17 protein-coding genes are annotated in these 16,625 nt (G+C 70.6%); 7 read left to right on the forward strand and 10 right to left on the reverse strand.

The window, feature by feature from the left end; all coding sequences use genetic code 11:
• Positions 1 to 2: 2 nt before the first annotated feature.
• Both ACZ466_RS15475 and ACZ466_RS15480 read right to left on the reverse strand, forming a co-directional pair.
• Complete coding sequence (locus ACZ466_RS15475) at positions 3 to 593, reverse strand: YHS domain-containing protein (RefSeq protein ID WP_378292233.1); 591 nt, start codon at positions 591 to 593, stop codon at positions 3 to 5.
• 95 nt (positions 594 to 688) lie between these two features.
• The gene (locus tag ACZ466_RS15480; RefSeq protein ID WP_464044017.1) at positions 689 to 1,975 is read right to left on the reverse strand and encodes a KamA family radical SAM protein; all 1,287 of its coding nucleotides are present in this window, start codon (positions 1,973 to 1,975) and stop codon (positions 689 to 691) included.
• Between the two features lie 319 nt (positions 1,976 to 2,294).
• On the opposite strand from ACZ466_RS15480, the gene ACZ466_RS15485 reads away from it, so the two are divergent.
• From ACZ466_RS15485 to argS, 6 genes are all read left to right on the forward strand, one after another.
• Positions 2,295 to 3,014: a DUF998 domain-containing protein gene (locus ACZ466_RS15485; RefSeq protein WP_378293308.1), complete on the forward strand. Its 720-nt coding sequence runs from the start codon at positions 2,295 to 2,297 to the stop codon at positions 3,012 to 3,014.
• Complete coding sequence (locus ACZ466_RS15490) at positions 3,011 to 3,838, forward strand: alpha/beta fold hydrolase (RefSeq protein WP_378293306.1); 828 nt, start codon at positions 3,011 to 3,013, stop codon at positions 3,836 to 3,838. The genes ACZ466_RS15485 and ACZ466_RS15490 overlap by 4 nt, the downstream gene beginning before the upstream one ends.
• A complete protein-coding gene (locus ACZ466_RS15495) occupies positions 3,835 to 4,194 on the forward strand; it encodes a hypothetical protein (RefSeq protein ID WP_378293304.1) in 360 nt (119 codons plus the stop codon). Before ACZ466_RS15490 ends, ACZ466_RS15495 begins: the two co-directional genes overlap by 4 nt.
• Positions 4,195 to 4,289: 95 nt before the next feature.
• A complete protein-coding gene (locus ACZ466_RS15500) occupies positions 4,290 to 4,679 on the forward strand; it encodes a hypothetical protein (RefSeq protein WP_378293302.1) in 390 nt (129 codons plus the stop codon).
• 145 nt (positions 4,680 to 4,824) lie between these two features.
• The gene (gene plsX, locus ACZ466_RS15505; RefSeq protein WP_378293300.1) at positions 4,825 to 6,105 is read left to right on the forward strand and encodes a phosphate acyltransferase PlsX; all 1,281 of its coding nucleotides are present in this window, start codon (positions 4,825 to 4,827) and stop codon (positions 6,103 to 6,105) included.
• 59 nt (positions 6,106 to 6,164) lie between these two features.
• Positions 6,165 to 7,910, forward strand: coding sequence for an arginine--tRNA ligase (gene argS, locus ACZ466_RS15510; protein WP_378293298.1), 1,746 nt, complete (start codon positions 6,165 to 6,167; stop codon positions 7,908 to 7,910).
• 27 nt (positions 7,911 to 7,937) lie between these two features.
• On the opposite strand, the gene ACZ466_RS15515 is transcribed toward argS, so the two are convergent.
• Entirely contained in the window at positions 7,938 to 8,819 is an 882-nt protein-coding gene (locus ACZ466_RS15515; protein ID WP_378293296.1) for an LLM class flavin-dependent oxidoreductase, read from the reverse strand.
• 2 nt (positions 8,820 to 8,821) lie between these two features.
• The gene (locus ACZ466_RS15520) at positions 8,822 to 9,067 is read right to left on the reverse strand and encodes a DUF2630 family protein (RefSeq protein ID WP_378293294.1); all 246 of its coding nucleotides are present in this window, start codon (positions 9,065 to 9,067) and stop codon (positions 8,822 to 8,824) included.
• Between ACZ466_RS15520 and ACZ466_RS15525 the strand changes: the two genes are divergently transcribed.
• The gene (locus tag ACZ466_RS15525) at positions 9,066 to 10,484 is read left to right on the forward strand and encodes a hypothetical protein (RefSeq protein ID WP_464043746.1); all 1,419 of its coding nucleotides are present in this window, start codon (positions 9,066 to 9,068) and stop codon (positions 10,482 to 10,484) included. The two genes, ACZ466_RS15520 and ACZ466_RS15525, sit on opposite strands and share 2 nt — an antisense overlap.
• Here the strand turns inward: ACZ466_RS15525 and ACZ466_RS15530 are convergent.
• Genes ACZ466_RS15530 through ACZ466_RS15555 form a run of 6 tightly spaced genes read right to left on the reverse strand, consistent with a single transcriptional unit; the run spans position 10,372 to position 16,242 of the window.
• Positions 10,372 to 11,232, reverse strand: coding sequence for an aldehyde dehydrogenase family protein (locus ACZ466_RS15530; protein WP_464043748.1), 861 nt, complete (start codon positions 11,230 to 11,232; stop codon positions 10,372 to 10,374). The genes ACZ466_RS15525 and ACZ466_RS15530 overlap by 113 nt on opposite strands.
• Positions 11,225 to 12,655: an aldehyde dehydrogenase family protein gene (locus ACZ466_RS15535; protein WP_464043750.1), complete on the reverse strand. Its 1,431-nt coding sequence runs from the start codon at positions 12,653 to 12,655 to the stop codon at positions 11,225 to 11,227. The genes ACZ466_RS15530 and ACZ466_RS15535 overlap by 8 nt, the downstream gene beginning before the upstream one ends.
• A gap of 2 nt (positions 12,656 to 12,657) precedes the next feature.
• Positions 12,658 to 13,608 carry a deoxyribose-phosphate aldolase gene (deoC, locus tag ACZ466_RS15540; protein ID WP_378293371.1) on the reverse strand — a complete coding sequence of 317 codons (951 nt, stop codon included), beginning with the start codon at positions 13,606 to 13,608 and terminating at the stop codon, positions 12,658 to 12,660.
• 54 nt (positions 13,609 to 13,662) lie between these two features.
• A complete protein-coding gene (locus ACZ466_RS15545) occupies positions 13,663 to 14,628 on the reverse strand; it encodes a DUF1152 domain-containing protein (RefSeq protein ID WP_378293373.1) in 966 nt (321 codons plus the stop codon).
• Positions 14,629 to 14,655: 27 nt separating this feature from the next.
• On the reverse strand, positions 14,656 to 14,811 hold the full coding sequence (locus tag ACZ466_RS15550) for a hypothetical protein (protein ID WP_378293375.1): 156 nt from the start codon (positions 14,809 to 14,811) through the stop codon (positions 14,656 to 14,658).
• 3 nt (positions 14,812 to 14,814) lie between these two features.
• A complete protein-coding gene (locus ACZ466_RS15555; protein ID WP_378293377.1) occupies positions 14,815 to 16,242 on the reverse strand; it encodes a hypothetical protein in 1,428 nt (475 codons plus the stop codon).
• Positions 16,243 to 16,625: the final 383 nt, after the last annotated feature.

Consider the following 16,625-nt stretch of genomic DNA (forward strand, 5'->3'; position numbering starts at 1 on the left):
GCTCAACCGGTACCGGCGGCCGCCTTCTCCTTCTTGGCGATGAACTCCGTACGGCAGCCCTCGCAGCAGAAGCCGTAGAGCGTCCCCTCGTACTCCAGGGTCGGGGCCTTGTCGGGCTCAACGAGCATGCCGCACATGGGGTCGAGGAGCGCCTTGCCCGCGGCGTAGGCATATTTCAGGGGGTCGTTCATCATCTCGACGAGTTCGGTGGAGGTCTTCGCCTCCCCCCGGACGCCGATGCTTCCTTCCGGAACGCCCAAGACGTGCACCTGGACGGCGGCCCCCGGGTCCACGTCCGTGATCGCCTTGGTGAAGGCGCCGATGATGTGCCCGCTGGTGTCCTTGCGCCAGGGCCCCGGTGCGTGGACGCGGACCATGTAGGGCGTCGGGTCGTCCGCCAGGCGGTCCCCCACCACCCACGTCTCCGGCCGGTGCACGACGACGTGGAACTGGGACGCGAAGATGTCGGCGGCCGGTCCCGCCATCCCCTCCTCCCCGTCGCCGGTCATGAGGCCCAGCAGGCTTTGCGCCAGCTGCCGGCACCGGTCGGCGTCGAGGGCGTCCCGAGGTACGAAGATTTCGATGAACAGCATGCGGGCCACGCTGCCCGCGCCGTCTGTCAGATCGCTCACAGCCGGCTGCCGGACGGAGGTCCCGGCCGGGCGGGCGCACCCGGCCGGGGTCTACGTCAGGACTGCCAGGGGAAGCGGTCGGCGAAGGCGGGTTTGAGGTCGTCCAGCCAGACCGCCTCGGGGTCGTACTTGGCGAAGAAGGGCTTGCCGACCAGGTCGGAATCGCGGCACTGGATGAAGTGCAGGGCGAAGACCTTCTCGCCGAACAGCTCCAGCACACCGTCCACGCAGACCTTGCCGGGCGTGGCCGACATGGACGGGCCGCGCACGGTCCGCGACAGTCCCGCCACGTCCTTGTAGGCGGTCTGGAAGATCTCGTACGCGCGCCCCAGCGGCACCGCGAAGTAGTCCTGGGGGCCGGTGTCGCGCTCGACGAACATGTAGTACGGGACCATGCCCATGCGCGTCTGGGTCCGCCACATGCTCTTCCAGGCGTCCGGATCGTCGTTGATCGTGCGGATCAGCGGCGCCTGGGTGCGGATGACGGCGCCGGTGTCGCGGATCCGGCGTACCGCCTCGGTCACCACCAGCGGTTCCAGCTCGCGCGGGTGGGTGAAGTGGGCCATGAAGGCCAGGTTCTTCCCGGACTCGACGACCTGCTCGAACAGGCCGAGCATGGCGTCGGCGTCGGGGTCGGTCACGAACTTCTGCGGCCAGTAGGCCAGCGACTTGGTGCCGATGCGGATCGATTCCAGCTGCTCCAGGTCCAGCAGCGGCTCGACGTAGCGGCGCAGCACCGGCTCGCCCATGATCATGGCGTCGCCGCCGGTGAACAGGACGCTGGTCACCTCGGGGTGGGCCAGCAGGTAGTCGCGGAGCTGGTGGGAGTCGTCCCCGGCCATCTTCAGGTCGGGCTCTCCGACGAACTGCGCCCAGCGGAAGCAGTAGGTGCAGTAGGCGTGGCAGGTCTGGCCCTGCTTGGGGAAGTACAGCACGGTCTCGTCGTACTTGTGCTGCAGTCCGGGGATCTTGCCGTCGCCGAAGCTGGGGATGTTGAGTTCCATCTGCCCGGCGGGATGCGGGTTGAGGCGCATCCGGACCTTGTGCGCGGCGGCGTCGATCTCGGCCTTGGGAGCCTCGCGGCGCAGCAGGCCGGCCAGTTCGGCGACGTCCTGGGCGGGCAGCATGTCCGCCATCGGGAAGACCAGCCGGTAGATGGGGTCGTCCGGCGCGGCCGACCAGTCGATGAGCTCCTCGATGACGTAGGCGTTGGTCCGGAAGGGCAGGACGGTCGCGACCGCCCTGGTCTCCAGCCGTTCCTGCTCGCTCAGCCCGGCCCGGGCGGTCAGCTCGTCGAGGTGCTTCGCCGTGAAGGCGCGGAACTTGCGACCGGACGATCGCATTGCGGGAGCCGCGTCGTTCACCAGTGTCACGTGTTGGGTCTCCTTGAATTCGCGGTGCAGTGCACGCACCCTGGGGCACGCATGTCACGAACAGTGATCGGTTCGGCCCAGGCCACCCCCATTGAAGCGGTTGAACCCTGCCTATGCCGAATATCTACCCTTATGCGACTACAAAGATGCTGGTCAACCGTAGATCGGATAAATGACCGAAGTGTCGCCACCTGCCGCCCCGCCCGCCCCACCGGTTACGGGACGTGAGTGAGACCCCTTGCCCGGGTCCCTATGCTGTGGGGACGTCGAACCGACCGGTGGGAGCCAGGTGAACGCATCGCAGCAACCCGACCGGCCGGGTTCCGCGCCCGCCCTCGCCGCGCTGCTGGCGCTGGTCGCCGCGATCACCTACAGCACGTTCTTCCTCGAGCACTGGCTCAGCCCCCACCAGGACAGCATCAACGGCTACGTCAGCGAGCTGTCGGCCGTCGACCAGCCCTACCACTCGGTCTACAGCGGCGGCGACTTCATCACCGGCGCCCTGGCCATCACCGTCGCGGTCATCGCCCTGCTCACGCTGCGGCGGCGGCCGCTGGCCGTCATCGGCTGGATCTCCCTGGCCCTGTTCGGGCTGTGCGCCATCGGCGACGCCGTCTTCCCCCTCGACTGCGCCCCCAGCCTCGAGACGAGTTGCGCCCTGCGCGAACGCGCCGAGAAAGTCAGCTTCTCGCACTCCTTCCACGCCGTCACCAGCAGCCTGGTGATCACCTTCGGGGTGGCGGCGCTGCTCGCGCTGTCCCTGGCCGCCCGCCGGTACGGCTGGTGGCCCGTCCTCGCCCGCTGGGGCTGGCTGCTGGCCCTGGTCGAGACGGTCTGCGCCCTCGGCACCCTGCTCGCGATGCTCCTCGGCCGCTGGCTCGGCATCATCCAGCGCGTCCAGATCAGCATCCTCGTCCTGGGCCTGCTGACCATCGCCTGGGCGCTCTACCAGGACCGGCGCGTCCGGACCGGCGGCCCGCCGCCCGTACGAGAGAGAGCCCACCTGTGAGGATCGCGAACGCCGCAGGCGAGCAGGTCCACGTCGTCGAATCGGGCGAGGGCCCCCCGCTGCTGCTCGCCTCCGGCCTCGGCGGCGCCTGGTTCGACTGGGACCCCACCGTGGAACTGCTCCGCGAGGACCACCGGGTCGTCGTCTACGACAACCCCGGGCTCGGCCGCAGCCCCGCCGCGCAGGCGCCGCCCAGCCTCCGGCGCAACGTCCGGATCATGGCGGCCCTCGCCGACGAGATCGGCCCCCCGGTGACCGTCCTGGCGCACTCCATGGGCGCCTTCACCGCCGAAGCCCTCGCCCGGCTGCACCCCGAACTCCTGAACGGACTCGTCCTCGTCGACCCCAGCCAGGAACGCGACCCGTGCGCCCGGCCCCGCCTCGCCGCCGCCCTCGACCCGCTGGCCAGGGCCCTCGGCACCGGCCTGAACGCCACCCGGCTCGCCCGCCTGGCGGGCCCCGCCGGCCGGCGGCTCGTCCTGCGCTTCACCAGCGACCGCGACGACACCGTCCCGGCGGAGACCGTCCGGGACGTCTACGGCCGCGGCACCGTGCTCGGCACCATCGTCGCGGAGGAACTCGCCTACCGGGAGATGGCCGCCGACCTGGACGCGCTCCGCGACCGCCGCCCGTTCCCCGACCTCCCCCTCGTCGTGCTGACCGCGCTCGGCGACGCCGGCCCGTCCTGGGCCGAAGGCCACCGCCGGCTGGCCGCCATGAGCCCACGCGGACGCCAGGTCGAACTGCCCCGCGCCAAGCACATGCTCCAGCTCGACCGCCCGGACGCGATCGCCGACGCCGTCGCCGCGGTGGCGAAACCATGATGCGCACCGTCCGGATCTGCGCGCTGGCCGTCGCGCTCACGCTGGCGCTGTCGGGCTGCCAGCTGATGAAGCGGATCTCCGAGGGCGCCTACCGCAACGCCGTCGCCGACGGCACGGTCGCCGAACTGGCCGCCCACGGCGTACGGATGAACCGGCGCCCCGACTGCACGACCCCCGCGACCGGCAACGACGCCGTCGTCCGGATCCACTGCACGGGCCGTACCGCCACCGGCGCCAAGGTCGTCGTCACCGGCGGCGCGGTGGAGGCCGACACCGCCCACCCCCGCGAGTCGTACGTGATCACGGTGGACGGCCGCGCACCGCTCCGCAAGCGGTGCCTCGGCCGCGGCTGCTGAATCCGTCGAGAACGCGCAAGGACTCGGGAAAACCTCGGCGCGCCTCGCATGCACCCGGGGTCACGGGCGATGTACGACCTGTGAAGATCACGCGAGTGAAAGCCCTGGCGGCCGGCCTCACCGGCCTGCTCCTGGCCGGTGCCGCGGCCGGGATCGCCTATCTGCTGCTGACCGATTCCAAGCAACTGCGCTACCCGACCCAGTCCGCGCTGCGCGGCGCCCTCGCGTCCACCGCGACCGACGAGCTCCGCCGCCGCGGCATCTCCCTGGGCAAATCCCTGACCTGCAAGGACATGCCGGGCTGGACCAAGCTCAAGCTCCGCGCCGGCTGCTACGGCACGACGTCCGACAAGCGCATCGTCCACGTCATCGGCACCGGCGAGGACAAGTCCAAGGCGCACCACTACACGATCCTGGTGGACGGCAGCCCGGTCGTCGAGAACGCCGGCTGCCTCGGCCCCGACTGCCACGCCAAGACCAACTGACATCGCGGGGGTCGTCCCCCCACGATGAGCAGGTGTGGAGGGTCGTCCCTCCACGATGACGCGCCCCTCCACGATGAAAGGGCCTTAACATGCGATGAGCTGCGTTCTTGCGGCCGTCGCCGTCCTTTCACGATCTGGAGCCGCCATGACCGGCACGGGCGGGCCTTCGCGCCCGTCGCCGGACCGTCCCGCGCCCGTCGCCGTCGACACGATGGGCGGCGACCACGCGCCCGAGGAGGTCATCGCCGGGGCGGTGGCCGCGGTCCGCGATCACGGGGTGCGGCTGGTCCTGGTGGGGCAGGCTCCGCGGATCCGGCACGAGCTGGACCGGCACGGGGTGGTCGGGGAGATCCCGATCGTGCACGCCGACGAGGCCCTCGACATGGACGAGGGGGCGCTGGCCGGCTGGCGCAAGCCGCGCTCGTCCATCGCGATCGCGTGCCATCTCATCAAGCAGGGCCGGGCGTCGGCGCTGGTGTCGGCGGGGACGACGGCCGGGGTGGTCGCCACGGCGCGGTTGCGGCTGAAGGGCCAGCAGGGCGTGCTGCGGCCGGCGATCGCGGTGACGCTGCCCACGCGGCCGCGGCCGACGGTGCTGCTGGACTCGGGGGCGACGGCCGATGTGAAGCCGGAGACGCTGGTGCAGTTCGCGGCGGTGGGGACGGCGTACGCGCAGATCCTGCTCGGCCTGCCCAGGCCGCGGGTGGGGCTGCTGAACATCGGGGCCGAGGCGGGCAAGGGCGACAAGGTGACCAAGCGGGCGTACGAGCTGCTGTCCGGCGGGCAGCACGGCATCGAGTTCGCGGGGAACGTGGAGGGTCACGACCTGCTGGCCGGGACCGTCGACGTGGTCGTCACCGACGGGTTCACCGGCAACGTGGCGTTGAAGACCATGGAGGGCACGGTGCGGATGGCCCTCTCCGAGCTGCGGGCGACGATGTCCGGCAGCCGGACGGCGCGGATCGGGACGCTGCTGCAGCGCCGGCGGCTGCTGGAGCTGCGCGACCGGCTGGATTCGGAGACCTACGGCGGCGGGGTGCTGCTCGGCCTGAACGGGACCGTGGTGATCGCGCACGGCGCGTCCAGGGCCCGCGCCATCACCTCGTCCTGCCTGCTGGCGCACGATCTGGCGGCGGGCCGGATCGTGGACCGGATCCGCGAGCAGATCGCCGCGACGCGGACGCCGTCCAGGCTGGGGCGGCTGATGCACGGCGACCGCGACGGCGACAAGGACAGGGAGAAGGGCGACAAGCGGGAGGGCGTCCCCGCGCCCGAGGCGCCGGAGGCCGAGAAGGAGAAGCCGGAGCAGCAGGACGCGGAGGCCGCGCCCGCGCCCGCGCCTGCGCCCGCAGAGCCGCGGCAGGACGTGCCCCCGGCCCCGGAGTGCACCGCCGGCGCGGCCGAGAAGGGCCCCTCGGAGCGCTGACCGCGAGGCTCGCGTAAAGGGTTACCGGTTGCACTCCGTCGCGCCGATAACCTTGGGGCATGCCCGATCCGCAACTCGTTCTCGCCGCCCGGGTCTCAGGCGCGCTCGCCGCCGCCTTCGGACCGTCGTACGCGGACGCCGACCCGGTCATCCGGCCGTCGCAGTTCGCCGACCTTCAGGCCAACGTCGCCCTGCCGCTGGCCAAGAAGCTGGGCCGCAAGCCGCGCGAGGTGGCCGCGGAGATCGTCGAGCGGCTGGACGTCGCCGACCTGACCGCCGGCGTCGAGGTCAGCGGCCCGGGGTTCATCAACATCACGCTCCGGGACGAGTGGATCGCCGGGCAGGCGCAGCAGGTGCTGGAGGACGACCGGCTGGCCGTCCCGCCGGTCGAGGCGCCGCAGCGGGTCGTGGTGGAGTACTCCTCGCCCAACGTGGCCAAGGAGATGCACGTCGGGCATCTGCGGACGACGATCGTCGGCGACGCGATCGCCCGGATCCTGGAGTTCCTCGGCCACGAGGTCATCAGGGACAACCACGTCGGCGACTGGGGCACCCCGTTCGGCATGCTCATCGAGCACCTGCTGGACCTCGGCGAGGACGCGGCCGCGCGCGACGACGCCTCGGTCAGCGACCTGACCGCGTTCTACCAGGCGGCGCGGGCCAAGTTCGACGGCGACGAGGGCTTCGCCGACCGGTCGCGGCGGCGGGTGGTCGCGCTGCAGGCGGGCGACCCGGAGACGCTGCGGCTCTGGCAGATCCTCGTGGACGTGTCCAAGCGGTACTTCAACACGGTGTACGAGCGGCTCGGCATCACGCTGACCGACGACCACATCAAGGGCGAGAGCTTCTACAACGACCTGCTGGCGCCGACGGCCGAGGAGCTGGAGGCCAAGGGCATCGGGGTGATCAGCGACGGGGCGCTGTGCGCGTTCCCGCCCGGGTTCACCGGCCGGGAGGGCGAGCCGCTCCCGGTGATCATCCGCAAGAGCGACGGCGGCTACAACTACTCCACCAGCGATCTGGCGACCGTCCGGTACCGGGTCGACACCGAGCACGTCAACCGGATGATCTACGTGGTGGGCGCCCCGCAGTCGCTGCACTTCCAGATGGTGTTCGCGGTGGCGCGGATGGCCGGCTGGCTGGACGGCGAGGTGGTGGCGGAGCACGCCGAGATCGGCAACGTGCTGGGCACCGACGGCAAGATCCTGCGCACCCGGGCCGGCGGCACCGTCAAGCTGGTCGAGCTGCTGGACGAGGCGGTCGAGCGGGCCGGCGTGGAGTACGACAAGATCCAGCGCGACGAGGCCTTCGACGAGGCCACCCGGGCCGCGATCGTCGAGGCGGTCGGGATGGGCGCGGTCAAGTACGCCGACCTGTCGGTGGCACGCGACAGCGAGTACATCTTCGACTTCGACCGGATGATCGCGTTCCGCGGCAACACCGGCCCCTACCTGCAGTACGCCGTGGCCCGGATCCGGTCGATCTTCCGCAAGGGCGGGCTGGCGCCTGAGGACGCCACCGGCCCGATCGTCGTCGGGCACGAGGCGGAGCGGGCGCTGGCGCTGCACCTGCTGAGCTTCGGCGCGGCGCTGGAGCAGGCGGCGGCGAACGCCGAGCCGCACCGGCTGGCGAGCTACATCTTCGAGCTGGCGTCGGCCTACACGACGTTCCACGAGAACTGCCCGGTGCTGAAGGCGCCCGACGAGGAGACGAAGGCGTCCCGGCTGGCCCTCGCCGCGGCGACACTGCGCACGCTGGTCACCGGCCTCGGCCTCCTCGGCGTCCCCACGCCCGAACGCATGTGACCGTCCACCCGCGGCGACGCCGGTGGTTCAGGCACGTTCGCGCATGACGGTCTCGCGGACGGCCGGCACGATCTCCAGCGCGAAGGTCTCCAGATACTCCGGGTCGCCGTCGTAGAGGAACGAGTCGACGCCGTACCCCAGGGCCAGTTCGGCGATCTCACCGACCCACTGGCCGGAGTCGCCGTTCAGGAATCCGCCGGGCCCGCCCGGCCCGAACGAGCCGCTGAGAATGTAGATCCGGCGGATGTCCGCCGGGTCGCGGCCCGCGTCCTTGGCGGCCTCGTCGATCCGGCGCCGCGCGTCCACCAGCCGCCCCGGCGGCACGCGCGCGGACGAGGCGATCCAGCCGTCCGCGACCCGTCCCGTCAGGGCCAGCGCGCGCGGCCCCGTCACACCCAGCCACACGTCGATCCGGCGTCCGGGCACGGGGCCGGGCGGCGCGCCGTCCAGCCGGTAGTGCTCGCCGCGGAAGCACACGCCGCCGCCGTCCGCGTCCCACATCGACCGGATGAGCAGCACCGCCTCCTCCAGCGCGGCGCGCGCGTCACCGGCCGTGAGCCGGGGCCCGCCGTAGGCCCCGATGGCGTCCCGGAACGCGCCCGCGCCCAGGCCGAGCTCCACCCGGCCACCGCTCACCAGGTCCAGGGTCGCCATCGCCTTGGCGAGCAGCACGGGCGGCCGCAACGGCAGGCACGACACCGCCGGGAACACCCGGATCCGGCCCGTGGCGCCCAGCACGGCCCCCATCAGGCTGTGCGCGTCGGCGTGCCGGCCCTGGTACGGCTGGTCCTGGATGCCGAGCAGGTCGAGACCGTACCGGTCCGCCCGCTGGGCGATGTCGAGCAGCGGCGCGTCCGCCTCCGGCATCAGGAAGTATCCGAACCGGAGGCGCCGACCGTTCTCGCCCATGATTACTGCAGATAGCCTTCCACTTCGCCCGGCGGCCGCACCTCGGCCTCGTCAGGGTCCGTCCCGGCGCCGAGCCGCGCCCGGCGCTGCCGGAGAAGGTCCCAGCACTGGTCCAGGGCCACCTCCAGCCGCTCCAGCCGCTCGCGCTCCTCGTCCCGGGTCAGCTCACCGCGCAGGTGCCGCTCGCGCAGCCGCTGCTCGTCCGCGACGTACTCGCCGATGCGCGCCAGGATCTGCTTGTCGTCCATGCTCTGGCCTCCGTTGATCCCGTGGCCTCCGGCCGCCCGCGGGCACGCGGGCACGCCCGGCGAAGCCCCGTCCCACGTGCGCGCCGTGCGCGTCCGCGCCGTGCGCGTGCGCGGGCAGGGGCTCCGCCGCCGGGCGGCCGATCCGCCTCAGCCGTTCCGGCCGCCCCCGGTGATGCCCGTCAGGAACCCGCCCTCGGTGGTGTTCGCCGACTGCCGCACCGAGCCCGGTTCGGTCTTGGGCTCGACCATCGCCGGCGGCGGCGCCGTCTCGTTCTTCGTGGTGCGGGACGGCGCCGACTTGGCCGCCGTGCTCGTCCGCCGGGACGAGCTGGACCGCGAGGACGTGCGGCCGGTGCCGGAGCTCCGCGTGCTCGTGGCGCGCGTGCCCGAGCTCCGGGTGCCGGACGCCCGCGTTCCCGAGCTCCGCGACGCGGTGCTCCGCGAGGCCGTGCTCCGCGTCCCCGTCCCCGTGCTCCTCGACCGGGCCGCGGTACTCCGGGTGCCGGTGCCGCGCGAGGTCGTGCTGCGCGTGCCCGCCCGTGCCCGGGTGCCGGTGCCGGCGGCCCGGGTACCGGTGCGCGAGGTCGTGGTCCGGGTGCCCGCCGTGCGCGACGTGCTCGCCCTGGGCGTGGCCTTGGCCTGCGTGGTGATGGCCTTCGCCGCGGCGTTCATCGCCTTGGACGCGTCGGTCATCGCCTTGGTCGCGGTCGTCATCGCCCTGGTCATGGCCGTCATGGCCTTGGCCGAGGACGTCGCCTTGGTCGCCACCGACTTCATCTTCGTCGCGGCGGCCTTGGCCTCGGTCGCCGCCTTGGTGACCTTGGTGGCCGCGGCGGCCGAGGTGCGGCTCGACGCGGCCGTGGTCCGGCTCGTCGACCTGGTGGTGCCCGTCCGCCCCGTCGTGCTCCTGCGGGCGGTCCCGGTCGTGCTCGCACGCGTGGTGCCGGTGCTCCTGCGCGCGGCGGTGCCGCGGCTCGACGTGCTCGTACGCCGGGTGGTGCCCGTCGACCTGGTCGTGCCCGAGGACCTGGACGCGGTGCCCGTGGTCCTGCGGACGGTGGTGCGGCCGGCGGTGCTGGTCCGGGCGGCGCTCGAACGCTTGGGCGCCGCACGCCCGGCGGTGCTCGCCGACCGCTTCGCGGTACTGCTCTTCTTGGACGTCGTACGCGCGGCCGTACCTCGGCCCGACGTCGTACGAGATGTCGTCTTGGTAGGCACTGATCTCCCCCCCCGTGATGATCAGTTTCGGGGAGATCTATTCCACAGATCGTGCCGCTCTACACGCATTTCCGCTGATGAAGGGGTCAGACGCCCACCGGATGCCATACGGTCCTGGTCTCCAGGAACGCGGTCATCCGCCCGGTTCCGGGGGCTGCGGACCAGTCCGCCCCCTCCTGCGGACGCAGGACCCGTTTGAGATTTCCTGCCGCCGCCTCCTCCAGCACCGGCACCTGCCCGGCCCCGACCCCGGCCAGATCCACCGCGTTGAGGTCCATGTGCGAGGCCAGCCACGGCGCCAGCTCGGCGCGGTGGCCGGTGAGGATGTTGACCACCCCGCCCGGCAGATCGGAGGTCGCCAGCACCTCCGCCAACGTCACCGCCGGCAACGGAGCCGGCTCGGAGGCCACCAGCACGCAGGTGTTGCCCGACACGATCACCGGCGCCAGCACCGACACCAGCCCCAGCAACGCCGAATCCGGGGCCAGCACCCCCACCACACCGGTGGGCTCGGGGGTGGAGAAGTTGAAGAACGGCCCCGCCACCGGGTTGGCCGACCCGTGCACCGCCGCCAGCTTGTCGGCCCACCCCGCGTACCACACCCACCGATCGATCGCCGCCCCCACCTCCGCCGAGGCCGCGGCCTTGCCCAGGCCGGCCGCGCGCAGCTCCTCGACGAACTGGGCCTGGCGGCCCTCCAGCATCTCGGCGATCCGGTACAGGATCTGCCCCCGGTTGTAGGCCGTCCGCCCCGCCCACGGCTCGAACGCCTTGCGAGCGGCCACGACCGCGTCCCGCACGTCCTTGCGCGAGGCCCGGGAGGCGTGCGCGAGGAAGTTGCCCTTGGTGTCGTTCACCACCAGCGTCCTGCCCGACTCCGAGCGGGGGAAGGCACCCCCGATGAACAGCTTGTAGGTCTTGCGCACCACCAACCGCTGCTCAGACATCAAGGTAGGCCTCCAACCCGTGCCGTCCGCCCTCACGGCCGAACCCCGACTCCTTCAACCCCCCGAACGGCGAGGCCGGATCGAACTTGTTGAAGGTGTTGGCCCACACCACCCCCGCCCGCAACCGCTGCGCCGCCCACAAGATCCGCGACCCCTTCTCCGACCAGACCCCCGCCGACAGCCCGTACGGGGTGTTGTTGGCCTTGACCACCGCCTCCTCAGGAGTGCGGAAGGTCAGCACCGACAACACCGGCCCGAAGATCTCCTCCCGCGCGATCCGATGCGACTGGGCCACCCCCGTGAACACCGTCGGCGCGAACCAGAACCCCCGCTCCGGCAACGCACACTCCGGCGCCCACCCCACCGCACCCTCGCTCTCACCCGAAGCGGCCAACTCCCGGATCCTCTCCAACTGCGCCGCCGAATTGATCGCCCCCACATCGGTGTTCTTGTCCAGCGGATCCCCCACACGAAGGGTGCGCATCCGCGTCTTCAACCGCTCCAGCAGCGGCTCGGCGACCGACTCCTGCACCAGCAACCGCGACCCGGCGCAGCACACGTGCCCCTGGTTGAAGAAGATCCCGTTCACGATCCCCTCCACCGCCTGATCCAGCGGAGCGTCGTCGAACACGATGTTGGCGGCCTTGCCACCCAGTTCAAGCGTCAGCTTCTTGGAGGTCCCCGCAACCGCGCGGGCGATCTGGCGGCCCACATCGGTGGAGCCGGTGAAGGCGACCTTGTCGATCCCCGGATGCTCCACCAGCGCCCGCCCGGTCTCCCCCGCACCGGTGATGATGTTCACCACGCCCGGCGGCAGGCCGGCCTGGACGCAGATCTCGGCGAAGGCCAACGCCGTCAACGGGGTCGTCTCCGCCGGTTTGAGGACCACGGTGTTCCCGCACGCCAGCGCGGGCGCGATCTTCCACGCCAGCATCAGCAGCGGGAAGTTCCACGGGATCACCTGCCCCGCCACCCCCACCGGCCCAGGATCAGGCCCGAACCCCGCATGGCCCAGCTTGTCGGCCCACCCCGCGTAATAGAAGAAATGCGCCGCCACCAGCGGCACGTCCACATCCCGCGACTCACGGATCGGCTTGCCGTTGTCGATCGACTCCAGCACCGCCAGCTCACGCGAACGCTCCTGCACCAACCGCGCGATCCGGAACAGGTACTTGGCCCGCTCCCGACCCGGCATCGGCCCCCACACCCGCTCATAGGCGCCGCGCGCGGCGGCCACCGCACGATCCACATCCGAGGCATCGGCGCAGGCGACCTCGGCCAGGGTGTCCTCGGTGGAGGGATCGATCGTCTTGAACGGCTCACCATGGCCGTCGACGAACGCGCCGTTGACGAACAGGCCGTAGGAGGGGCGGATGTCGACGATGTCCCGCGACTCCAGCGCCGGGGCATACTCCAAAACCATGCTCAGTCCAAGGTGAAATAGTCGGGACCGGAGTACACCCCGGTGGCCAGCTTCCGCCGCTGCATCAGCAAGTCGTTCAGCAGACTCGAAGCACCCAGGCGAAACCACTCCGGGGTCAGCCAGTCCGGACCAGCGACCTCCTTCACCAGCACCAAGTAGCGGATAGCGTCCTTGGTCGTGCGAATGCCCCCGGCCGGCTTCACCCCCACCTGGCGACCGGTCGCCTCACGGAAGTCACGGACCGCCTCCAGCATCACCAGCGTCACCGGCAAGGTCGCGGCCGGAGAGATTTTGCCGGTGGAGGTCTTGATGAAGTCGGCGCCCGCGCGCATCGCCAGCCACGAGGCCCGGCGCACGTTGTCCAGGGTGACCAGCTCACCGGTCTCGAAGATCACCTTCAGATGCGCACCCCCGCACACCTCCTTGACCGCGGCGATCTCACCGAACACCTTGCCGTAATCCCCCGCCAGGAACGCGCCCCGATCGATCACCATGTCGATCTCCGACGCGCCGGCCGCCACCGCCGCACGGGTGTCGGCCAACCGCGCCTCCAGCGGCGCCCGGCCTGACGGGAACGACGTCGCCACACTCGCCACGCCGACACCCGACCCGCGCAGCGCCTCGACGGCGACAGCGACCAGGTCGGGGTACACGCACACCGCCGCGACCTTGGGAACCCCCGGATCGGACGGATCGGGACGGACGGCCTTGGCGCACAACGCCCCCACCTTCCCCGCCGTATCCGCCCCCTCCAAGGTGGTCAGATCCACCATCGCGATCGCCAGATCGATCGCCTCCGCCTTCGCCGAGGTCTTGATCGAACGCGTCGACAAACGCGCCGCCCGCTCCTCGGCACCCACCTGATCGACACCGGGCAGACCATGCAGGAACGCGCGTAGTTCGGCCGTTCCGCCGTCCGCGGTGAGAGTCTCCGTTGACACAAGCCCCAGCATCGCCCACGGGTGGCCTCCGTACCAAACGACCCACCCGATATCCGGGCATACCGGTCAGTGCGGGTACTGGCGGGGCGGCCGTGAGCGTCCGGCGATCTCGTCCCTGAAGTCCTCGATGACCGAGCTGATCTGGCGCATCAACCGGGTGCCCTCCAGCCGGTCCAGGTAGAGGGAGCACGCGGCCAGGCCGTCCAGGTCGACCGCGAAGTACATCGCCATCAGCGGGTTGATGAACAGCTCGCTGCCGTCCGTCCGGGAGGTGAAGCGCACGTTCCCGAACTGGCCCCGGATGGCCGCCGCGATCGAGCCGTTCACGATGCTGGGACGGTCCCGGGTCGCGGCCTGGGCGTACTCGACGGCGTCCAGGTAGAGGGCGGCCTCCCGGCTGTCGCGCGGGATGGAGAACGTCCCCAGGTAGGCCCCGGCGGCGTCCAGGGCGGCCAGGTTCTCCAGTGCGAGCGAGTGGTTGACGCCGTGGTAGGCGTCGACCCCGAATCCCACGCACACGACGAGTTTCTCCTGCACGCCCGCGAGGCCGTGGACGGCGCCGAGGCTCGCCATGTCCTCCTCGGGCGTCCCCAGCCCTTGCTCGTCGCCGCGCATCAGGATGTCGGTGCCGCCGTCCACCAGCACGATGGCGTCCAGATCGAGCCGTTCCACGAGCACCTGGTACGCGTCGCGCAGCGGCGCGACGCCCACCCTCGGGAACGCGTAGACCGTGGAGGGTTCGCCGTGCCGGTCCAGCCAGCGGGCCAGGACGCCCTCGGGGAAGTACCAGTCGCGGCTGTTGGTGTCCGGCCCGATCCTGGCGACGTTCTGTTCCCACCAGACCTCGTCGCCCAGGCCGTACAGGGCGCTGAACGAGAGGTTGGCCAGGTGCACTTCCTTGCCCGCGCCGCGCAGCGCCAGGGCGAGGGGCAGGCCCGCGTAGACGTCGAACCCACCCCCGGCCCCCGCGACCAGGATGCGCTGCGCCTTCTTCAGGCGCGTGAACAGAGGCGGCTCCCAAAGCGAATACACCCTGCGACCGTAGCCCCTGCCGAGAGTTCAGGGACGGCGGGTCGAGACCAGGGAGGACTGGTACTCGTGGCCTTCCCGGTTGACCTGGCGCACGTCGACCACCGTCTCCAGGTGTGCCGATCGTGAATGGTCGTGCAGATGCCGGCCGTTGTAGGTCGCGCTGTAGCGACCTGGATCGGGCATCGTTCAGGTCAGCTTGTCGGCGAACACGGTGCCCCGTTCTGTACCGCGCTCCCGGTGGACGTTCAGCCCCTCTTTGCGGAAGCTGATCCATCCGTCATCGTCCTTCAGTCCTCGAACGACTCGGGTCTTCACGATGTCGAGGGTCGCATAACCGACGACCAGATGCGTCAGATGATCGCCGTCCTCGCGGTTGACTTTGATCCCTTCCTGGGAAAAGGAGATCCATCCGTCGTCGGCGCTTCTGCCTTGCACCCACTTGGTGTTGATGCCGTTGAGGTCGGCCTTCTCGGCGTGCACGACTCCCCAAGACCCGCCTCCTTCACTGACGTTGAGCCCGTCCTGGGGAAAGGAGATCCATCCGTCGTTGGTGCTCCTGCCTTGCACCCACTTGGTGTTGATGCCGTTGAGGTCGGCCTTGTCGGCGTGCACGACTCCCCATGACCCGCTTCCTTGCCTGATGTCGAGCCCGTCCTTGGGGAAGGTGATCTTTCCGTCGTCGGTGTTCTTTCCCTGCACCCATTCGGTTGTGACGCCGTTGAGGTCGGCCTTGTCGGCCGTCACGGTTCCCTTGGCGCCGGAGTTGCCGAAGATCTCCACACCTGCGCCGGTGAAGGTGAGGCGCCCCCTGGTCTCATCCGCCCTCCCCTGGACCCAGGGAGTATCAATGCCGGTCGTGGCGGTGAGTTTCTCCAGGACGGGATAACGCGCCTGAACGGTCGTGGTGAGGAAGTGCTGCTGCCGGGTGACGGGGTCGGTGGCGACGAGGGTGTAGGTGGTGGCGCGCTTCGGGGCGTTGGCCGGCCGCCAGGCACGGCTGCCCGCGGGCACTTTCTCCTCCCCGCCGGGGAACAGAACCTTGTAATCGAATTCGGCGGACCCCTCCCAACTCAGCGTGAGCGTGTCCCCCTCGTCCACCATCGCCTTGTCCGGGCGGAAGTCGCGCGGCGCCGCGATCTCCTTTGGAGCGGTCTTCACCAGCGCCACCGAGGTGTAGCGGGTGTGCTCCCCGTCATCGTCCTCGGTCTTCTCCCTCACCGTCAGCACGGCCAGCCCGGCCGTGGTGGCCACGGCGATGTTCTCCAGTTTCAGCACCAGGTAGTCGCCGAACTTGAAAGAGGTATCGTCACCGGCCTGGGGAGTGACCTTGAAAACGTTAGTGCCCTGCTGCCGCTCAACCCGCACCTTCGCGGTCGTCGCCTCGCCCTCCCACGGGTTGGTGGTGTACTCGCCCTTCATCTCGGGGATGTCCGGGCCAACGTGCCCGGCACCGTCGCCCACGGGCACCTTCACCTCGATCGAGCGCCAGTCCACCTTCCTCGCCGTGTTGGTGACGACCAAGTACACGGTCGCGATGGACCTGGATCGCCGCCCGGACGCCGATGCCTCCAGGGGCGCCGGGTCGGTGAAAATGGTGTAGGTCAGCGCGGTCATGATCAACGCTCCTTCTCTTGGAAGACGACGCAGGCAAAGGACGTGCCCACGGGAACCGGCGCGCCCGCGGACGCGCTATAAAAGATCTCCCTCGATCCAAACGTCAGCCTTGGAATATGACAAGAGCACCAAGAAAGGCCATAAGGGGCAATAACAAGGCGATGCGGCGATGTTCCTATGACTTGACAAGCTTCGAACCCAAGAGGCCGGCCACTCCGCCCCGTATGGACAGACCCGCTCCACCTCCACCACCGAACAACAACCCCCGCCCGGCTCCGCGCCATAGCGCGGCGTTCGTGGGCCGTGTTAACGCCGTGTGGCGTGCTCGTTCACTTGGACGAGCGCGCCTGCACCTCACCCGGCACCATGACCATCGCCGTCCT

It is taken from the genome of Actinomadura rugatobispora (assembly GCF_055379765.1).

Bases quoted from the DNA above. Each gene is read 5' to 3' on its own strand.
- ACZ466_RS15475 (WP_378292233.1), bottom strand. From the start codon at position 593: ATGCTGTTCATCGAAATCTTCGTACCTCGGGACGCCCTCGACGCCGAC.
- ACZ466_RS15480 (WP_464044017.1), bottom strand. From the start codon at position 1,975: ATGCGATCGTCCGGTCGCAAGTTCCGCGCCTTCACGGCGAAGCACCTC.
- ACZ466_RS15495 (WP_378293304.1), top strand. From the start codon at position 3,835: ATGATGCGCACCGTCCGGATCTGCGCGCTGGCCGTCGCGCTCACGCTG.
- plsX (WP_378293300.1), top strand. From the start codon at position 4,825: ATGACCGGCACGGGCGGGCCTTCGCGCCCGTCGCCGGACCGTCCCGCG.
- argS (WP_378293298.1), top strand. From the start codon at position 6,165: ATGCCCGATCCGCAACTCGTTCTCGCCGCCCGGGTCTCAGGCGCGCTC.
- ACZ466_RS15515 (WP_378293296.1), bottom strand. From the start codon at position 8,819: ATGGGCGAGAACGGTCGGCGCCTCCGGTTCGGATACTTCCTGATGCCG.
- ACZ466_RS15525 (WP_464043746.1), top strand. From the start codon at position 9,066: ATGCTCTGGCCTCCGTTGATCCCGTGGCCTCCGGCCGCCCGCGGGCAC.
- ACZ466_RS15520 (WP_378293294.1), bottom strand. From the start codon at position 9,067: ATGGACGACAAGCAGATCCTGGCGCGCATCGGCGAGTACGTCGCGGAC.
- ACZ466_RS15530 (WP_464043748.1), bottom strand. From the start codon at position 11,232: ATGTCTGAGCAGCGGTTGGTGGTGCGCAAGACCTACAAGCTGTTCATC.
- ACZ466_RS15535 (WP_464043750.1), bottom strand. From the start codon at position 12,655: ATGGTTTTGGAGTATGCCCCGGCGCTGGAGTCGCGGGACATCGTCGAC.
- deoC (WP_378293371.1), bottom strand. From the start codon at position 13,608: ATGCTGGGGCTTGTGTCAACGGAGACTCTCACCGCGGACGGCGGAACG.
- ACZ466_RS15550 (WP_378293375.1), bottom strand. From the start codon at position 14,811: ATGCCCGATCCAGGTCGCTACAGCGCGACCTACAACGGCCGGCATCTG.
- ACZ466_RS15555 (WP_378293377.1), bottom strand. From the start codon at position 16,242: ATGACCGCGCTGACCTACACCATTTTCACCGACCCGGCGCCCCTGGAG.